Source organism: Mesorhizobium sp. B4-1-4 (genome assembly GCF_006439395.2).
Lineage (GTDB): Bacteria > Pseudomonadota > Alphaproteobacteria > Rhizobiales > Rhizobiaceae > Mesorhizobium.
Window position 1 is genome coordinate 5,777,536 of record NZ_CP083950.1, and the last position, 18,620, is coordinate 5,796,155.

14 protein-coding genes are annotated in these 18,620 nt (G+C 64.4%); 10 read left to right on the plus strand and 4 right to left on the minus strand.

The window, feature by feature from the left end:
- Nucleotides 1-53: 53 nt before the first annotated feature.
- From FJW03_RS27730 to FJW03_RS27750, 5 genes are read left to right on the plus strand one after another with little or no spacing between them, the layout of a single operon-like run.
- On the plus strand, nucleotides 54-1,697 hold the full coding sequence (locus FJW03_RS27730) for an ABC transporter substrate-binding protein (RefSeq protein ID WP_140607808.1): 1,644 nt from the start codon (nucleotides 54-56) through the stop codon (nucleotides 1,695-1,697).
- 19 nt (nucleotides 1,698-1,716) lie between these two features.
- On the plus strand, nucleotides 1,717-2,784 hold the full coding sequence (locus FJW03_RS27735) for an ABC transporter permease (protein WP_140691289.1): 1,068 nt from the start codon (nucleotides 1,717-1,719) through the stop codon (nucleotides 2,782-2,784).
- Nucleotides 2,781-3,701, plus strand: coding sequence for a nickel transporter permease (nikC, locus tag FJW03_RS27740; RefSeq protein WP_140607804.1), 921 nt, complete (start codon nucleotides 2,781-2,783; stop codon nucleotides 3,699-3,701). Before FJW03_RS27735 ends, nikC begins: the two co-directional genes overlap by 4 nt.
- Nucleotides 3,698-4,531, plus strand: a complete 834-nt coding sequence (locus FJW03_RS27745) for an ABC transporter ATP-binding protein (protein ID WP_140607802.1) — start codon at nucleotides 3,698-3,700, stop codon at nucleotides 4,529-4,531. Before nikC ends, FJW03_RS27745 begins: the two co-directional genes overlap by 4 nt.
- On the plus strand, nucleotides 4,528-5,274 hold the full coding sequence (locus tag FJW03_RS27750; protein WP_140607800.1) for an ABC transporter ATP-binding protein: 747 nt from the start codon (nucleotides 4,528-4,530) through the stop codon (nucleotides 5,272-5,274). Before FJW03_RS27745 ends, FJW03_RS27750 begins: the two co-directional genes overlap by 4 nt.
- Before the next feature lie 27 nt (nucleotides 5,275-5,301).
- Here the strand turns inward: FJW03_RS27750 and FJW03_RS27755 are convergent, their stop codons facing one another.
- From FJW03_RS27755 to FJW03_RS27765, 3 genes are read right to left on the minus strand one after another with little or no spacing between them, the layout of a single operon-like run.
- A complete protein-coding gene (locus FJW03_RS27755; protein ID WP_140765074.1) occupies nucleotides 5,302-8,403 on the minus strand; it encodes an efflux RND transporter permease subunit in 3,102 nt (1,033 codons plus the stop codon).
- A complete protein-coding gene (locus FJW03_RS27760) occupies nucleotides 8,400-9,479 on the minus strand; it encodes an efflux RND transporter periplasmic adaptor subunit (protein ID WP_140765072.1) in 1,080 nt (359 codons plus the stop codon). Before FJW03_RS27760 ends, FJW03_RS27755 begins: the two co-directional genes overlap by 4 nt.
- Nucleotides 9,476-10,615, minus strand: a complete 1,140-nt coding sequence (locus tag FJW03_RS27765; RefSeq protein WP_140765070.1) for an efflux RND transporter periplasmic adaptor subunit — start codon at nucleotides 10,613-10,615, stop codon at nucleotides 9,476-9,478. The genes FJW03_RS27760 and FJW03_RS27765 overlap by 4 nt, the downstream gene beginning before the upstream one ends.
- A 233-nt stretch (nucleotides 10,616-10,848) precedes the next feature.
- Here FJW03_RS27765 and FJW03_RS27770 point away from each other — a divergent pair, with 233 nt between their 5' ends.
- On the plus strand, nucleotides 10,849-12,126 hold the full coding sequence (locus FJW03_RS27770) for a 4-aminobutyrate--2-oxoglutarate transaminase (protein WP_140765068.1): 1,278 nt from the start codon (nucleotides 10,849-10,851) through the stop codon (nucleotides 12,124-12,126).
- A gap of 118 nt (nucleotides 12,127-12,244) precedes the next feature.
- Here the strand turns inward: FJW03_RS27770 and FJW03_RS27775 are convergent, their stop codons facing one another.
- A complete protein-coding gene (locus FJW03_RS27775) occupies nucleotides 12,245-13,498 on the minus strand; it encodes an NAD(P)/FAD-dependent oxidoreductase (RefSeq protein ID WP_140765066.1) in 1,254 nt (417 codons plus the stop codon).
- A gap of 433 nt (nucleotides 13,499-13,931) precedes the next feature.
- Here FJW03_RS27775 and FJW03_RS27780 point away from each other — a divergent pair, with 433 nt between their 5' ends.
- The 4 genes from FJW03_RS27780 (at nucleotide 13,932) to FJW03_RS27795 (ending at nucleotide 18,431) form a co-directional block, all read left to right on the plus strand.
- Nucleotides 13,932-15,221, plus strand: coding sequence for an imelysin family protein (locus FJW03_RS27780; RefSeq protein ID WP_140765138.1), 1,290 nt, complete (start codon nucleotides 13,932-13,934; stop codon nucleotides 15,219-15,221).
- A gap of 109 nt (nucleotides 15,222-15,330) precedes the next feature.
- On the plus strand, nucleotides 15,331-15,642 hold the full coding sequence (locus FJW03_RS27785; RefSeq protein WP_140765136.1) for a (2Fe-2S)-binding protein: 312 nt from the start codon (nucleotides 15,331-15,333) through the stop codon (nucleotides 15,640-15,642).
- Between the two features lie 111 nt (nucleotides 15,643-15,753).
- The gene (locus FJW03_RS27790; protein WP_140765064.1) at nucleotides 15,754-17,352 is read left to right on the plus strand and encodes a di-heme oxidoredictase family protein; all 1,599 of its coding nucleotides are present in this window, start codon (nucleotides 15,754-15,756) and stop codon (nucleotides 17,350-17,352) included.
- The gene (locus FJW03_RS27795; protein ID WP_140765062.1) at nucleotides 17,352-18,431 is read left to right on the plus strand and encodes an imelysin family protein; all 1,080 of its coding nucleotides are present in this window, start codon (nucleotides 17,352-17,354) and stop codon (nucleotides 18,429-18,431) included. The genes FJW03_RS27790 and FJW03_RS27795 overlap by 1 nt, the downstream gene beginning before the upstream one ends.
- Nucleotides 18,432-18,620: the final 189 nt, after the last annotated feature.

The window sequence follows — 18,620 nt, forward strand, 5'->3', positions numbered from 1 at the left end:
ACACCGCAATCCTGAGCCGGGAACTCAGGTCAACAAAACAGGGAACAATCACCATGATGATGGAAAAGTTTGCTCTACGATCCCGCATCCTGCTTGCGGGCGCGGCCATGTCGGCTCTCCTTCTGGCCGGAGCGCCGGCCGGGGCGGTCACGCCCGCCGACACACTGGTCGAGGGTTTCGCGATCGACGACATCATCTCCATGGATCCGGGCGAGGCGTTCGAGTTGTCGACCGCCGAAGTCACCGGCAACACCTATGATCTGCTGGTTCGCCTCGACCTCAGCGACACCTCCAAAGTCAAGCCCGATCTTGCCGAAAGCTGGGCCGTCTCCGACGACGGCCTGACCTACACCTTCAAACTCAAGCCCGGCCTGAAATTCGCCTCGGGCAATCCGATCACGGCTGCCGACGTCGCCTACTCGTTCGAGCGCGTTGTCAAGCTGGACAAGAGCCCAGCCTTCATCATCGAACAGTTCGGCATCAGCGGCGACAACGTCGCCGACAAGGCCAAGGCCGTCGACAACACCACCTTCCAGTTTACCGTCGACAAGGCCTATGCGCCGAGCTTCGTGCTGAACTGCCTGTCGGCGACCGTCGCATCGGTCGTCGATAGCAAGCTGGTCAAAGAGCACGTCGTCAAGGCCGCGCCCACCGCCGACTACAAATGGGACAATGACTTCGGCAACGCCTGGCTGAAGACCGGCTATGCCGGTTCCGGCGCCTACAAGCTGCGTGAATGGCGCGCCAACGAAGCCGTCGTCATGGAGCGCAATGACAATTATCACGGCGAAAAGGCCAAGCTCGCCCGCGTCATCTATCGCAACATGAAGGAAAGCTCGGCGCAGCGCCTGGCGCTCGAGGCCGGCGACATCGACGTTGCCCGCAATCTCGAACCGAACGACCTCGACGCCATTGCCAAGAAGGCCGATCTCACCACCAACAGCGCGCCGAAGGGCACGGTCTTCTACATCAGCCTCAACCAGAAGAACCCGAACCTGGCCAAGCCCGAGGTTCGCCAGGCCTTCAAATATCTGGTCGACTATGACGCGCTGAGCTCGACCATCCTCAAGGGCATCGGCGAGATCCACCAGACCTTCCTGCCCAAGGGCGATCTTGGCGCTCTCGACGAAAACCCCTTCAAGCTCGACGTCGCCAAGGCCAAGGAACTGCTGGCGAAGGCAGGTCTGCCAGACGGCTTCAGCGTGACCATGGATGTGCGTACCGGCCAACCGACCACGGGCATGGCGGAATCGATCCAGCAGACGCTCGGACAGGCCGGCATCAAGCTGGAGATCATCCCCGGCGACGGCAAGCAGACGCTGACCAAGTATCGCGCCCGCAACCACGACATCTATATCGGCCAGTGGGGACAGGACTATTTCGATCCGAATTCCAACGCCCAGACCTTCGCCTCGAACCCGGACAATTCGGATGCCGGCAAGTCGCACACACTGGCCTGGCGCAACGCCTGGGACATTCCGGACCTGACCAAGCAGACCGAAGCGGCTCTGCTGGAGAAGGACTCGGCCAAGCGCGCCGCGCTGTACCAGGACCTCGAGAAGAAGGTACTCGACACCAGCCCCTTCGTCCTCATCCACCAGCAACTGGAAGTGGCTGGCTTGCGCAAGAACCTCAAGGGTTTCGCGCTCGGCCCGAGCTTCGACACCAACTTCGTGGGGCCGGTTTCCAAGGAATAGCGCCCGCGGGACACGCCGCATGAGCGCGGTTGAAAGCCAGGGGAAGGCGGGGCGCGGCAGCGCCCGCGCCTTTGCCATTCTCTCCTCGATCGGCCGGTTCCTGGTCATCGCGGTGACGACCTATCTTGGTCTTCTCGCGGTCACCTTCTTCATCGGCCGCGTCATCCCGATCGACCCGGTGCTGGCCGTGCTCGGCGACCGCGCGCCGGCAAACGTGGTCGAGCGCACGCGCCGCGAGATGGGCCTCGACCTGCCGCTGATCGAACAGTTTTATATCTATGTCAGGAGTGCGCTGAACGGGGATTTCGGCACCTCGGTGCTGACCACCAACCCTGTCATGACCGACATCCGCCGCGCTCTTCCGGCAACGACGGAACTGGCCACGCTCGGAACGCTGATCGGCGCGCTGTTTGGCGTGCCGCTCGGCGTGCTGGCGGCCGTCAGGCGCGGCAGCCTCATTGATCAGGTCGTGCGCGTCATCGGCCTGATCGGCTATTCCGTGCCGATCTTCTGGCTCGGGCTTCTGGGGCTGGTGCTGTTCTACGCCAAGCTGCAATGGGTGGCTTTTCCGGCGCGGCTCGACGTCGTCTACGAATACACCTTCACGCCCGTCACCGGTTTCTACCTGCTCGACTCGGCGATGCAGGGCCAGTGGGATGTCTTTTGGGACGCCTTCCGCCACATCATCCTGCCGGCCTCGCTGCTCGGCTATTTCTCGCTCGCCTATATCAGCCGCATGACGCGCTCGTTCATGCTCAACGAACTTGCTCAGGAATATGTCGTCGCCGCGCGCGCCAAGGGCCTGTCGGAACGCCGCATCATCTGGGCCCACGCGCTGCGCAATGCCGCCGTGCCGATGGTCACCGTGATCGCGCTGTCCTATGCCGGCCTTCTCGAAGGTTCGGTGCTGACCGAGACCGTCTTCTCCTGGCCTGGCATCGGGCTTTACATCACCAACTCGCTGCAGAATGCCGACATGAACGCCGTGCTTGGCGGCACCATCGTCATCGGCTCGGTGTTCATCGGCATCAATCTTTTGTCAGACCTGCTCTATCGTTTGCTCGATCCGAGGACGAAATCCGCATGAGCGCCGAGGCGATCCAGAGCCGTCGCGACTGGCTGCTCAGCGAGCGGCCGGCCTCCCGCATGCAGGCAAGGTTCGGCCGCGCCTATGTCGCATGGCGGCGCTTTTCCGCCAATCGGCTGGCCTTTGTCGGCCTGCTGATCATCATCGCGCTGCTGGTCATTGCCGCTCTTGCCGGCGTGCTGGCGCCCTATTCGCCGACTGTCGGCGACCTGAAGAACGCGCGGCTGCTGGCGCCGAGCGCGCAGCACTGGTTCGGCACCGACGACCTTGGCCGCGACATCTATTCGCGCATCCTCTACGGCTCGCGCTGGACGCTCTATGTGGTCATTCTGGTCGCCATCATCGCCGCCCCGATCGGTCTTCTCGTCGGCACCGTCGCCGGCTATGCCGGCGGCTGGACCGATGCCATCCTGATGCGCATCACCGATATCTTCCTCGCTTTCCCCAAGCTGATCCTGGCGCTGGCCTTTGTCGCCGCCCTCGGCCCCGGCATCGAGAATGCGGTGCTTGCCATCGCCATCACGTCCTGGCCACCCTATGCGCGCATCGCGCGTGCCGAAACGCTGACCGTGCGCAACTCCGACTACATCAAGGCGGTGCAGCTGATGGGCGCGTCGCCCGCCCGCATCGTGCTGCGCCACATCATGCCGCTCTGCATCTCCTCGCTGATCATTCGTGTGACGCTCGATATGGCCGGCATCATCCTCACCGCCGCCGGCCTCGGCTTCCTCGGCCTCGGCGCGCAGCCGCCGCTGCCCGAATGGGGCACCATGATCGCCTCGGGCCGCCGCTTCGTGCTCGACCAATGGTGGGTGGCCGGCGCGCCGGGCTTCGCGATCCTCATCGTCAGCCTCGGCTTCAACCTGCTTGGCGATGGCCTGCGCGACGCGCTCGATCCCCGCAGCGGTGACCAATGAGCGCCCTTCTCGACGTCGAGGACCTGCGCGTCACCTTCCCGACCCGCACTGGGCTGATCGAGGCGGTGCGTGGCGTTTCATTCTCGCTTGGCCGCGAACGCCTCGGCATCGTCGGCGAGTCCGGCTCGGGCAAGTCGCAGACGGGCCGCGCCATCATGGGCCTGACGCCGCCGCAGGCCCGGATATCGGCCGGCAAATTGGCCTTCGACGGCATCGACCTGCTCGGCATCTCGCCGCGCGAACGCCGGGCGCTACGAGGCAACCGCATCGCCATGATCCTGCAGGATCCGAAATATTCGCTCGATCCGGTGATGAGCATCGGCCGCCAGATCGTCGAGACGCTGCGCACGCACGAGAAGGTCTCCAAGGCCGAGGCGCGCGAGCGGGCGCTGGCCATGCTGGAGGCCGTACAGATCCGGGATCCCAAGCGCGTTTTCGACCTGCATCCGCACGAAGTCTCCGGCGGCATGGGCCAGCGCGCCATGATCGCCATGATGCTGATTGCGGGACCCGAGCTGATGATCGCCGACGAGCCGACTTCGGCGCTCGACGTCACCGTGCAACTCGACGTGCTCAACATCCTCGATAAGCTGGTCAGCGAGCGCGGCATGGGGCTGATCTTCATCTCGCACGATCTGCGCCTGGTCTCGTCTTTCTGCGACCGCGTCGTCGTGATGTATGCCGGCAAAGTGGTCGAGCAGTTGAAGGCCTCGGAGCTGCGTGAGGCCCAGCATCCCTATACGCGCGGCCTGCTCAATTGCATGCCGCGGATCGGCTTCGAGCGCCATCCCTTGCCGGTGCTCGACCGCAAGCCGGAGTGGGCGGCATGACGTCAGCGATTGCCGTCGACAGGCTGGAGGTGATCTTCGACCGCTTTCGCGCGCTGAAGGGCGTCAGCCTGGAGGTCAGGGAAGGAGAGTCCTATGGGCTTGTCGGCGAAAGCGGCTCCGGCAAGTCGACATTGCTAAGAGCGATTGCCGGCCTCGCACCGGTCTCCTCCGGCAGCATCGCCGTCAACGGCAAGACGCTCGGCGCGCGCCGCGACAAGGCTTTTTACCGCGAAGTGCAGATGGTTTTTCAAGACCCATATGGCTCGCTGCATCCGCGCCAGACCGTCGACCGCCTGCTGCAGGAGCCGCTTGCCATCCACGGCTTCGCCGACGGCGAAAAGCGCATCGAACGCGCGCTGGACGAAGTCGGGCTCGGCAACGGTTTTCGCTTCCGCTACGCGCACCAGCTCTCGGGCGGCCAACGCCAACGTGTCGCCATTGCCCGCGCGCTGATCCTTGAACCCTCGATCCTCCTGCTCGACGAGCCGACCTCGGCGCTCGACGCCTCGGTGCAGGCCGAAGTGCTGAACCTGCTCGAAGAGGTGCGACGGCGGCGCAAGCTCACCTTCCTGATGGTCAGCCACGACCTCGCCATCATCACCCATATGTGCGAGCGGCTGATGGTGATGCAGAACGGCGAGGCGGTGGAGACGCTGACCGCCAGCCAGTTGATCGGCCACCGCGTGAATGCGGACTATACGCGGAATTTGCTCAGGGCGAGCGAGGGGTTTGTGCGGGCCTGACGTTATCGCTGACGCCGAGTTCCCGCCTTAGACTGCTCCACCTTCGGGCACCGTTTCCCCTTGTACGCCGTTGCCTTCGGGCTCACGCTTCGGCTCCTTGATGCGGAACCACGTCACATAAAGCGCCGGCAGGAACAGCAGCGTGATCGCGGTACCCGCGATGATGCCGCCCATCATGGCGTAGGCCATCGGACCCCAGAACACTTCGCGCGCGATAGGGATCAGCGCCAGGCTGGCCGCGGCCGCGGTCAGCGCGATCGGCCGCATGCGGTGCTCGGTGGCTTCGATGACGGCCGTCCACCGGTCCTTGCCCTCGGTCACGAGGTCCTCGATCTGCACGATCAGGATGACCGAGTTGCGGATCAGGATGCCGATCAGCGCCAGGACGCCGAGGATGGCGACGAAGCCGAGCGGCGCGCCGCTCGGCACCAGGGCCGCCACCACGCCGATCAGGCCCAGCGGCGCCACCGCCACCACCAGGAACAGGCGCTGGAAGCTCTGCAACTGGACCATCAGGATCGTCGCCATCACGAACAGCATCAACGGCACAACCGCCGCGATCGGTCCCTGGCTCTTGGCGCTTTCCTCGACCGAGCCCGCCGTTTCGACCGAGTAACCCGGCGGCAGCTTGGTGATGAAGGCGTCGACCGACGGCTTGAGTTCGTTGACCACGGTTGCCGGCAACGCGTCGCCGACCAGGCCGGCGCGCACCGTGATGGTCGGGATGCGGTCGCGACGCCACACCGTCGGCTGTTCGAGGTCGTAGCGGAAGTTGGCGACCGCCGCGAGCGGGATCGCCTCGCCGGTGCTGGTCGGCAGCTGCATGTTTTGCAATGTCTCGATCGAGCCGCGCTCGGCCTCGCGTGATCGTGCCACGACATTGATCAGGTAGGTGGCGTCGCGCACCTGGGTGATCGTGGCGCCGCCGACCGTGCTGTTCAGCGCGCTGGCGATGTCGGAAGAGGTGATGCCGAGCTGGCGCGCCTTGTCCTGCAGCACGTCGACCCTCAGCACACGCTGCGGTTCGTTCCAGTCGAAGGTCGGCGCGGCGAGCTTCGGATTGACCGAGATGAGGCCGGCGAAGTGTTGCGCCAGTTCTCGCACCGTCTGGATGTCGGGTCCGCCGACGCGGTACTGGACAGGACGGCCGACCGGCGGTCCGAGTTCGAGCAGCTTGACGAAGGCGTCGGTGCCGACGAATTCCTCGCGCAGCAGCTTCTCCAGCGCGGCCTTGACCCGGTTGCGGGCTTCGATGCTCTTGGTGACGATCACGGTCTGGCCGAAATAGGGGTTGCCCGGCTGCACGTCATAGGCCAGCACGAAGCGCACCGCGCCCTGGCCGATATAGGACGAGAAATGGTCGATGTCTGGATTGCCGACCAGCGCCCGCTGCTCGAACCGCTCCATCTGGTCGCGCGTATCGGCGATCGACGCGTTCTGCGGCAGGTTCCAGTCGACGACCAGCTCCGGCCGGTCGGATGGCGGGAAGAACTGCTGCTGGACGAGACCGAAACCGGCGATCGAAGCGGCGAAGAGAAGCACCGTGACGATGATGGTCAGCCAGTGGCGGCGCACCGAGCCGACAAGGACCCTTCGAAACAGCGACGTGAGGCGGCCGGGCTTGTCGTGGTGCTTGGCCTTCATCGTCGCCGGCAGGATGGTGACGCCAAGCAGTGGCGCAAACAGCACCGCCACGATCCATGACACCAGCAGCGACACGGCGATGACGACGAACAGCGTGAAGGTGTATTCGCCGGCGGCGCTGTTGTTGAGGCCGATCGGGATGAAGCCGGCAACCGTCACCAGCGTCCCGGTCAGCATCGGGAAGGCGGTCGATGTGTAGACATAGGTCGCCGCCTTGCGCAGATTGTCGCCCCCTTCGAGCCTCGCCACCATCATCTCGACCGCGATCATCGCGTCGTCGACCAAGAGCCCAAGCGCGATGATCAGCGCGCCCAGCGAAATGCGCTGCAGCGATATGCCGAGATATTCCATAACGGTGAAGGTGATGGCCAGCACCAGCGGGATCGACAGCGCCACCACGAAGCCGGCGCGCATGCCGAGGCTGATGAACGACACCGCGAGCACGATGGCGACCGCCTCGAACAGCGCGCGGGTGAACCCTGAAACCGCTTCCTCGACGATGACAGGCTGGTCGGCAACCAGATGCACGCCGACGCCGACCGGCAGGTCGGCCAGCACCTTGTTCATCTCCTCATGCAGCGCCTCGCCGAATTGCAGCAGGTTGGCGTTGGGTTTCATGCCGATGGCGAGCCCGATCGCGTCCTGGCCATTGAACCGGAATAGCGCCGTCGGCGGATCGACATAGCCACGTGTGATTGTCGCTACGTCGCTCAGGCGGAAGAAGCGGTCGTTGACGCGCAGGTTGATGGCGCGCAGGCTCTCCTCCGAGGTGAACTGGCCGCCGACGCGCACGCTGATGCGCTCCGGGCCGGACTGGATGACACCGGATGGCGTGATTGCGTTCTGCGCCTGCAGGCTTGCCACGATCGCCTGCTGGTTGAGGCCGAGCGCCGCGATCTGGCGGGTCGAGAATTCGAGATAGATCGCCTCGTCTTGCGCGCCGACCAGGTCGACCTTGCCGGCATTGGGCACGGTCAGGATTCTGGTTCTGACATCCTCGACATAATCGCGCAGCTGGCGCGGCGTCAGCCCATCCGACGTGAAGGCGTAGATGTTGCCGTAGACGTCGCCGAAGCGGTCGTTGAAGAATGGTCCCTGCACGCCTTGCGGAAACTGGTTCCGGATGTCGTTCACCATGTTGCGCACCTCAAGCCAGGTCGGCACGACGTGGCGCGCCCTGGTGGTCGGCTTCAGGTTGACGAAGATGACGGTCTGGCCGGCTGTCGTGACCGATTTGGTGTAGTCGAGGCTGTCGAGCTCCTCCAGCTTCTTCTCGATGCGGTCGGTCACCTGCCGCACGGTCTCGTTGACCGAGGCGCCTGGCCAGTTGGCCTGGACGATCATCGTCTTGATGGTGAAGGCCGGATCTTCCTCGCGGCCGAGATTGAGGTAGGAAAATACGCCGGCCACCACGAAGACCAGCATGAAATACCAGACCAGCGAGCGGTGGTTGAGCGCCCAGTCGGAGAGGTTGAAGCCTTTCATGAGGCCCCTCCCTCGGGCACCTTCACTTTCTGACCTTCGCTCAGGCTGTGGACACCCGCGGTGACGACACGCATGCCGGCTTCAAGCCCCTCGGCAACGGTGAAGGTGCCGCCATTCTTCGATGCGAGCTTGATGTCGCGCGCGCTCACGCTCGATGTTTGCGGATCGACGATCCACACTTTCTCGGCGCCGTCTTTTTCGAGGAGTGCCGACATGGGCAGTTCGATCGTCGGCGCCACCTTGGTCACGCGGGTTGCCGTCACCGTCGAGCCGAGCCGGAACGCCTGCGGCGGATTGGTCAGCGTCAGTCGCACGCGCCGGGTGCGGGTCGCCCCCTCGGCCTGCGGCGCGATCTCGCGCAGCTTGGCCCCCGTCTGGATCGTCGGCAGCGATTGCAGGATGACCTGGAATGGCGTGCCGGCGGAGAGATCGCCGGTCAACTGGTCGGGAATATCGACCACGGCCTCGCGCAGGTCCGAGCGCGCCACGGTGACGACCGTCTGCCCGGGTGAAACCGTCTGGCCGACCTCGGCGCCGACGGCGGTGACGACGCCGTCGAAATCAGAGAACAGCCTGGCATAGCCGAGCTGCTCCTGCGATTTGGCCAGCGAGGCCTTGGCCCGCTCGACACTCGCCTCGGCCGCTTTCCTGGCCTGCTGCGCGGCATCGAAGACGGACTGCGAGGTGTTGGCCGAGGCAAGCAGCTGGCGCTGGCGCTCCTCGCTGGCAGCGGCATTGGCGAACTGTGCCTCGGCGTTGGAGAGCTCCGCCTTGGCCGCTTGCACCGCCAGCTCCAGCGCGGTGGGGTCGAGCGCGGCAATCGTCGTGCCCTTGCTGACGATGTCGCCGACCTTGACGTCGCGCGAGACAACCCGGCCGAGCAGGCGGAAGGCAAGATCCGCGCTGACCTGAGGCTCGACCGAGCCGGCGAAGCCGAAGGTCTGGGTGGTGCGCGGCTCGATCACGACCGACAGCACCGGCCGGATGATCTCCGGCGGCTTTTCGTCCGACTTCGAGCAGGCGCCAAGCGCGCCAAGCGCAAACAGGCCAAGCAGGATGCGTACCAGCCGGTTCATTGGCCCGCTCCCGCTATCTCGATCGTCTGGCCAGGACTGAGCAACTGCCCGCCCGCGGTGACGACGCTTTGGCCTTCGCTCAGTCCCTTGGCGATGACGACGGTGCCCGAATCGAAAGCCAGCACATCGACCGGCGTCGTCGCAACCGCCTTGGTCGCGGGATCGACGACCCAGACCGCCGGCTTGCCGGCGCTGGACGTCAGCGCCTGCCAGGGCAACAGGATCGCTCTCGCGGGCTTGGCGCTGACCGAGCCGATGACGGTGGCCCCTAGCGGCATGCCGGCGGGCGTATAGGGAATGCCGACCTTGACCCGGATCGAACCGGACGCCTGGTCGACCGCCGGCGAAATTTCGCGCACCTTGCCTGTTGCCCTCACCTGCGGATCGGACAATAGCGTGATCGTCACTGCGGGAGACGTAGGCGTCCTGGCGACCAGCGTCTCCTGCACGTTGAACACGGCGTCCCGGTCGCCGTCCTCGGCTACGGTGAAGACGGTTTGCGCCGCTTGCACCACCTGGCCGGCTTCGACCTGGCGGGCGGTGATCACGCCGGGGGCGCCAGCCTTGAGTTCGGTGAAGGACAGGTTTTGCTGCGCGTTGGCGAACGCGCTCTGCGCCGCATCGACGCTGCCTCGCGCCACCTTCAGCGCCTGGTCGGCGGTGTCAAAATCGCGTCTGGTAGTGAAGCCCTGGGCAAGCAGCGTCTTCTGCCGCGCGAATGTGGCGGCGGCCTGGGTCAGTTGTGCTTGTGCCGCGTCAAGATCGGCCTGCGCGGAACGCAGATCGGATTCCTGTTCCTGCGGATCGATGCGGGCAAGCACCGCGCCCTGGTCGACATGCTGGCCGACATCGACAAGCCGCTCGGCGACGCGGCCGCCGACCCTGAACGACAGATTGTTCAGCGTGCGTGCCGCGATCACTCCCGTCAGCGTGGTTCTCGGCGCATAGTCGGCGAGTGCCACCGTCTCGGTGCGCACCATGATCGGCAGCTTTTTCGCCGCAGCCTCCTGCTTCTGGCAGCCGGTCAGCAGCAGGGCGACCATACAGGCGAAAAGCGCCGAGGCGACTGGAAAAGACAAAAGGCTGGAGGTTTTGACCGATGGCGGCGAGACGGAGGATGTCGCGTTCCTGCTCATGGGCTCCCCTCGACCGCGGACCGCTCGCTGACGCTCGCGGATATCTGGAGGATAATCGATCGCCGGAAAAAGGAAACCGGTCTTGCCTGCCTATCGCCCGACTGGTTAAGGGCAGGCACCCGCCGGCCGCAGGCCCAATTGCCTGCCGGTGGTGCCGACTTGAGGAAAACGTGAAATAAGGTCAGAAGACATCTGACCAAACGAGAACGGGCGCCGGCCCGATGAGGGATATTATGAAGAATTCAGCCATTTCCGAACGCAAGAACCAGTCGATTTCACGCGGCGTCGGCATGACCACGCAGATCTATGCCGACCGGGCTGAAAATTCGGAGATCTGGGATGTCGAGGGCCGCCGCTACATCGACTTCTCCTCCGGCATCGCCGTGGTCAATACCGGCCACCGCCATCCCAAGGTAATCGAGGCTGTCAAGGCACAGCTCGACCGCTTCACCCATACCTGCCATCAGGTGGTGCCCTATGAAAGCTACGTGCGGCTGGCCGAACGCCTGAACGCCATGCTGCCCGGCAAGTTCGAGAAGAAGACCATCTTCGTCACCACCGGCGCCGAGGCGGTCGAGAACGCCATCAAGATCGCCCGCAACGCCACCGGCCGCCAGGCCGTCATTGCCTTTGGGGGCGGCTTCCACGGCCGAACCTTCATGGGCATGGCGCTGACCGGCAAGGTCGTTCCCTACAAGGTCGGCTTCGGCGCCATGCCGGGCGACGTCTACCACGTGCCGTTCCCGGTGCAGCTGCATGGCGTCTCGGTCGCCGATTCGTTTGCCGCGCTCGACAAGCTGTTCAAGGCCGATGTCGATCCGGCCCGCGTCGCCGCGATCATCATCGAGCCGGTTCAGGGCGAGGGCGGCTTCTACGATGCGCCGCGTGAGCTCCTGACGGCGCTGCGCAAGCTCTGCGACCAGCATGGAATGCTTCTCATCGCCGATGAAGTGCAGACCGGCTTTGCCCGCACCGGCAAGATGTTCGCGATGGACCATCACGAGGTCGCTGCCGACATCACCACCATGGCCAAGAGCCTTGCCGGCGGCTTCCCACTGGCGGCGGTCACCGGCCGCGCCGAGATCATGGATGCGCCCGGCCCTGGTGGGCTCGGCGGCACCTATGGCGGCAGCCCGATCGGCGTCGCCGCCGCGCATGCGGTTCTCGATGTGATCGAGGACGAAAAGCTGTGCGACCGCGCCAACACGCTGGGTGCGCGGCTGAAGCAGCGCCTTCAGTCGATCCGCGACGACGTGCCCGAGATTGTCGACATCCGCGGCCTCGGCTTCATGAACGCGGTCGAGTTCAACGACATCAAGAAGGGCCTGCCCTCGGCCGAGATCGCCAACGCCGTCCGGCTGAAGGCGCTCGACATGGGGCTGATCCTGCTGACCTGCGGCGTCTATGGCAACGTCATCCGTTTCCTGGCGCCGATCACCATCCAGGACGAAGTCATGAACGAGGCGCTCGACATTCTGGAAAGCTCGATCCGCGAAGTCTGCGCCGCCTGAACCACTTTACCTCTCCTTCGTGGGGAGGTCGGACCGAAGGTCCGGGTGGGGGGCTTGGCGCCGACCCCACCCCGCTGCTTCGCAGCGACCCTCCCCACAAGCGGGAGAGTAAGGGCGTCTAGCCGGCAGCCCTTGCCGGCTCATCCTGCTGAAACGCGGCCAGTGCTGCCTTTAGCCCTTCGGGCCCCATGGCCACCATCTGCGGCGTCGGCGAGAAGCCGGCGCCGAGCATCTTGCGGCCGAGCATGTGGTCGCCCGGCCGGTTGACGGATTCGATGCCGAGCAGCCGGTCCCCGGCGTAATGGTAGATCGAAAACTTGTTGTCGGGCAGGTCGCCCAGCACGACATGGCTGTCGCCGCCGGCGGTCAGCCCGACCATCTGCAGCTTCATGTCGCCAATGTCGGACCAGAACCATGGCACCGCGGAATAGGCATCGGCATGGCCTGATATCGTGCGCGCGGCAAGGCGTGCCTGGTCGGTGGCGTTCTGCACCGACTCCAGCCGCACGTCGCCGCCGGTGAACCAGTGCCGGTAGGAGGCGGCGTCGCCAATTGCGAGGATTTCAGGCACCGAGCTGCGCATCTGTTGGTCGACGCGGATGCCGTTGGCCACGACGAGGCCGGCTGCCTGCGCCAGTTCGACATTCGGCACGGCGCCGATGCCGACGATGACCATGCGCGCCGGCAGCCTTTCGCCTGTTGAGGTGATCGCGGCCACGACATGACCGTTTTCGCCTTCCAGCCGGGCAATCGAGGTGCCGGTCAGGATGCGCACGCCGGTCGCTTCCAGCCGTTGGCGGACATGGCTCGCCACGGCGGGCGCCACGGCGCGTCCAAGCAGCCGGTCGACCGTTTCGACAACCGTCACCGTGCGGCCGGCCGCCAGCAGCGTCGCGGCAATCTCCAGCCCGATGAAACCGCCGCCGAGGATGACGACATCTTCGCTCTGTGCGCTCAACTCCCGGATCAGCCGCGCATCGGCCAGCGAACGCAGCGACAAAACGCCGGAGAGGTCCGAGCCTGCCAGCGGCAGGGCGCGCGGGCGCGACCCGGTCGCCAGGATCAGATGGTCGAAGGCAAGCGAGCTGCCACCGGCGATGTCGAGGCTGCGGCGACCGGAATCGATGCGCTCAATCCGGATTCCCGGCCGGTAATCGATGGCGCTGCCAGTATAGAAGGCTTCGCCGCGCAGGGGCTGCGGCTTGGCTTCCGGGTCCTTGATGAAGGTCTTCGACAGTGGCGGCTTGTGGTAGGGCAGTTCGTTCTCGTCACCGACGAGGATCACCGGCCCGTCATAGCCGTCCTCACGCAGGCTTGCCGCCGCTTGCACGCCAGCATGACCCGCGCCGACAATGACCACACTGTTCTTCATCGCATTCCCATCCCGATTTTGATCCTAGGACGTCTCGCCAAGTGGCAATTGTCTGGCGCCGCCGCAAGAGAGCTTTTGCGGGTCGCACCGGGAATGGCGGCTGTCAATCGCACAGCTCGTCGAGAAAACCGGTGAACGCAGCGGATAAAGTTGACTATCATAGTTTAGAATAATTCTAAACTATTGTTTCGATTGGATTTTCCAGCAATTTTGGTTGACTTCCACTGGCGTCGAAGCTTTAAGGGATCTCGCGCATTGGCGCATCCCTTTGATGTCTGGGCCTTGAACCCGTTCGATTGGAGGCATTTTGGTGTCCTTCTTCCCTGAGCCGCGCGGCAGCGCGGCATATCCTGCGGCCGGTGGCATGCACACGGCCTGGTGCCGGCTGCCACGCGCGCCGTTTGCGGAATTCCCGAGAGACTGGAGAGCGATGATGACAGCACGATATGGCGGCAGGCTCGCGGCGATTGGTGCCACGGCCTTGCTGACGGCGGCGGTGTTCGTGCTGCCCGCGAAGGCGGAAACCGACCCCAAGGCGGTCATCAAGACTTACGCGGATATCGGGCTTGCCAAATATGAGGATTCCCTGATCACCGCGCAGACGCTCGACAAGGCGGTCGACGCCTTGCTTGCCAAGCCGTCGGCCGAAACGCTCAACGCCGCCCGCGACGCCTGGAAGGCGGCCCGCGTGCTCTATCCACAGACCGAGGTCTACCGCTTCGGCAACAAGATCGTCGACGACTGGGAAGGCGGGGTGAATTCCTGGCCCTTGGACGAAGGCCTGATCGACTACGTTGCCAAGAGCTACGGTACGGAATCGGACGTGAATTCGCTCTATACGGCCAATGTAATCGCCAACAAGGAAATCGAGATCAACGGCAAGAAGGTCGATGCCTCGACGCTTTCGCCGGAATTCCTCTCCGGCACCTTGCAACAAGCTGGCGGCATCGAGGCCAATGTCGCTACCGGCTATCACGCCATCGAGTTCCTGCTCTGGGGCCAGGATCTGCACGGCACCGGTCCGGGCGCCGGCGAGCGTCCCTATACGGACTACGACCTCAAGAACTGCACCGGCGGCAATTGCGCCCGCCGCGCAGAGTACCTGAAATCGGCAACTGACCTTCTGGTCTCCGACCTGCAGAAGATGGTCAACGACTGGAAGGAAGACGGCGCCGCGCGCAAGAACCTCGTCGATGGCGAGCCGAACACCGCGATCTCGATCATCTTCACCGGCATGGGCTCGCTGTCCTACGGTGAACTGGCCGGCGAACGCATGAAGCTCGGCCTGCTGCTGCATGATCCGGAAGAGGAGCAAGACTGCTTCTCCGACAACACTTACAACTCCCACCTCTATGACGCCGTCGGCATCCGCGCCGCCTATCACGCCAGCTATATCCGCCTCGATGGCACCGTCGTTTCGGGGCCCTCGGTGTCCGATATGGTGAAGGCAGTCGACCCGGCGATCGACAAGGAACTGTCGGGCAAGCTCGAAGTCACCGTCGCCAGGATGGAAGCGATCAAGGCGCGGGCCGAGGCCGGCGAAGCCTATGACCAGCAGATCGCCGAGGGCAATGCGCAAGGCAATGCCACCGTTCAGGCGGCGATCGACGCATTGATCGACCAGACCAAATCGATCGAGCGCGCCGTCGGCTCGCTGAAGCTCAACGCCATCGCCTTCGAGGGTTCCGACAGCCTCGACGCGCCCGACAAGGTGTTCAAGTAAGGCCAGAAGCCTGCTCAGGAGCCGGGCGACCGGCTTCGGAATGAGGAGGCCCCGGCAGTAAGAAATGCCAGGCGGCGCGGGAGCCGCCGCCAGCCATCCGAGCCAAGTAATGCTGATCTGCCATTGCAACATCATCACCGAAACGGAGATCGAGCAGGCCATCGTCGGGCTGCTTGACAAGGACCCCTGGCAGCTCATCGTGCCGGCAAAGGTCTACCACGCCATGCAGAAGCGCGGGCGTTGCTGCGGCTGCTTGCCAAATGTGGTCGAAACGATCATTCGGGTCACCGAAAATTACCACGGCCGCTCGGAGGCGGGCGGTGTGGATGTCGTTTCACATCTGGATCGTGTCAGAGGCCTGCGCGTCCAATACGGGAGCAGAAGCCATGAAAGGCGAACCGCGGATCATCGAGCGGCTTAACGAGGCTCTGTTCCCCTTGAGACGCAACTCGGTCTACTGCCCTCGATCGGCGAAGAGGAATACTGGCAGCACAACCCCCCGGCGGGCGAGGCGGAATAAGGATATGCGGAAATGCGGCGCCCCATAGCTGTCTTGCGCCGCTTGCGGCGGGCCAAAGGCCCGCTGGGTGTTCAGAAAACGCCAGTTATGTCGGCTGGTCGGCGCTGCACCATTCTCATGCTGGCGCTGGCCTCTTCGGCGGTGGCCGGCGCCCTTCCCGCCGGCCTCGCCACCGTGCGTACCGACCTTAATGCGAAAGACCAGGCGCGCGTCGCTGCCGTCACCAGGGCGACTACGGATTTCTCCAGACCTGAGCCGTTCGAACTGATGCAAGGTGGCGCCGGCACGTCCGAGAAAGACGTCAGCCGTGAGTCCTTCTCGCAATCCTCGGCCAACATCACCTTCGAGGAAGAGAGCATCTTCAAGCTCGGTAACGCCCTGTTCCGCAAGAACTGGGTGTCGTCGCCATCCTCGACGCAGGCGTCGGACGGGCTTGGACCCCTGTTCAACGAACGGGCCTGCCAGAATTGCCATCTGAAGGATGGTCGCGGCCGCCCGCCGCAAGGTGACGCCGGCACCACCTCGATGTTCCTGCGGCTGGCCCGCGAGGCAAGCAGCGCGGAAGAGAAGGCGGCTATCGCCGACCATCAGTTGCCCAACTTCCCCGATCCGGTTTACGGCACGCAGTTGCAGGAGCTGGCGGTGCCTGGCCTGCACGGCGAAGGCCGGATGCATGTCGACTATCAGGAACGTAAGGTAGAACTGACGGATGGCACGATGGTTTCCCTGCGCAAGCCCAGTTACTCCGTCACCGATCTTGCCTATGGGTCTCTCGATCCGCGCACCACGCTGTCGCCGCGCCTGACCCCGCCTATGATCGGCCTTGGGCTGATCGAGCAAATCGCGCCGACCGACATCCTTGCTCATGCCGATCCGGAGGACCGCGATGGTGACGGCATCTCCGGCAGGCCGAACATCGTCCGCGACAGGCCGAGCGGTGAGTTGACGCTTGGCCGTTTCGGCTGGAAGGCGCAGACAGCATCGATCCGCCAGCAGGCGGCGGATGCTTTTGCCGGCGACATCGGCATTTCGACGCCGGAAGAACCGAAGCATTGGGGCGACTGCACCGCCGCGCAGGCAAAATGCCTCGCCATGCCCAACGGCGTGCAGGACCGCCTCGGCCCGGTCGAGGCGCCATCGCCGGTGATGGATCTCGTCACCTTCTATGCGCAGAACGTGGCCGTGCCGGCACGCCGCGATCTCGCCGCGCCTGATGTGCTCGCAGGAAAAAAGGTCTTTTACGAGATCGGCTGCGTTGCCTGCCACACGCCGAAATTCGTCACCCGCCGCGACGCGCCCAACAAGGCGCAGGCCTTCCAGCTGATCTGGCCCTATTCCGATTTCCTGCTGCACGACATGGGGCCTGACCTTGCCGACGGCCAGGCTGTGGGCGACGCGACCGGCAACGAGTGGCGCACCCCGCCGCTGTGGGGTATCGGCCTGACCGAGATCGTCAACGGCAATTCCTTCTTTCTGCACGATGGCCGTGCCCGCAGCCTGACCGAGGCGATCCTGTGGCATGGCGGCGAGGGCCGGAAGGCGCGCGACCGCTTTGCCGCCGCCGACGCTGCCGAGCGCGATGCATTGCTTAAATTCCTGGAGTCACTTTGATGCTGAAGCGTTCCGCGCTGGTTCTCGCTCTTCCCCTGGCGTTGCTGGGTATTTTTCCGGCATCGGCGGCCGTGAAGGCCTCCGACGTGATCCAGCGCGCGGTCGACAGCTTTGTCCGCCTGGCCTATGCCGGCCTCCACGAACACACGCAATCCCTGGCGAAGGCCATGCACAAGCTCTGTGAGGCACCTTCGCAACGGGAACTTGATGCGGCGCGTGCCGAGTTTTCGGCCACGGTCTATGCCTGGTCGTCGGCCGAGATCATCGGTTTTGGGCCGATCAAGGAGAACAACCGCCTGGAGCGCATGCTGTTCTGGCCGGACCGCAAGAGCATTGGCCTGAAGCAGGTGCAGGCGGCCTTGTCGGACAAGGACGCTACCGCCACCGATCCGGCACAACTGGCCGGCAAGAGCGTTGCCATGCAAGGCTTGGGTGCGCTGGAATTCGTGCTTTACGGGGACGGCGCCGATGCGCTGACGGGCAAGGATGATGCCTATCGTTGCGCCTATGGGGCCGCGATTGCCGGCAACATCGAGACCATGGCCAAAGACGTCGACGACGCTTGGAACAAGCCGGACGGCTTTGCAATGCTCTGGGCCAATCCGGGACCGCAAAACGCACTTTACCGCGACGGCAACGAAGCAGTGATTGAGCTGGTCGGGGTCTTCATCAAAGAGTTGGAGATGGTTCGCGATGTCCGCCTGAAGGGCTTCCTTGGAGCCGGGCCCGGGACGGACAAGCCGAAACAGGCGATCTACTGGCGTTCGCAAAACACTGCCAATTCGCTGGCCGGAAATCTCGCCGGCATCGATGCGCTGTTCCAGGTCTCGAAGCTCGGCGATGCGCTGCCGGCGGATGCGCGCTGGATGGCGGAGTCGATCCATATCCAGCTGGTCAACGGCGTCGCCACCGCGAAGTCCATCCAGGGTCCGATCGACAAGGCGCTCGCCGATCCGGCGCAGCGCGAAAAACTCGAGCATTTCGCGCTGATCACCTCCAGCCTGTCGCCCCTGATCGGCGCCAGGCTGACCGCCGAATTCGGCCTGACTGCAGGTTTTTCGTCGTTGGATGGAGATTGAGCGTGAGCCGGAAAATGGCGTGGGCATTTGGCGATAGGCGCAGCGGCTGCGACGCGTGGCCGGTATTTGCGAATCTCCGTCTTTGGAGATTGGTCGAAACGCTAGTCGCTTCGTCATCCTGGGGCGGAGCAAGGAGCGAAGCGACGCGGCGCAGACCCCGGGATCCATGCCGCGACTTCAGGGCGTTGC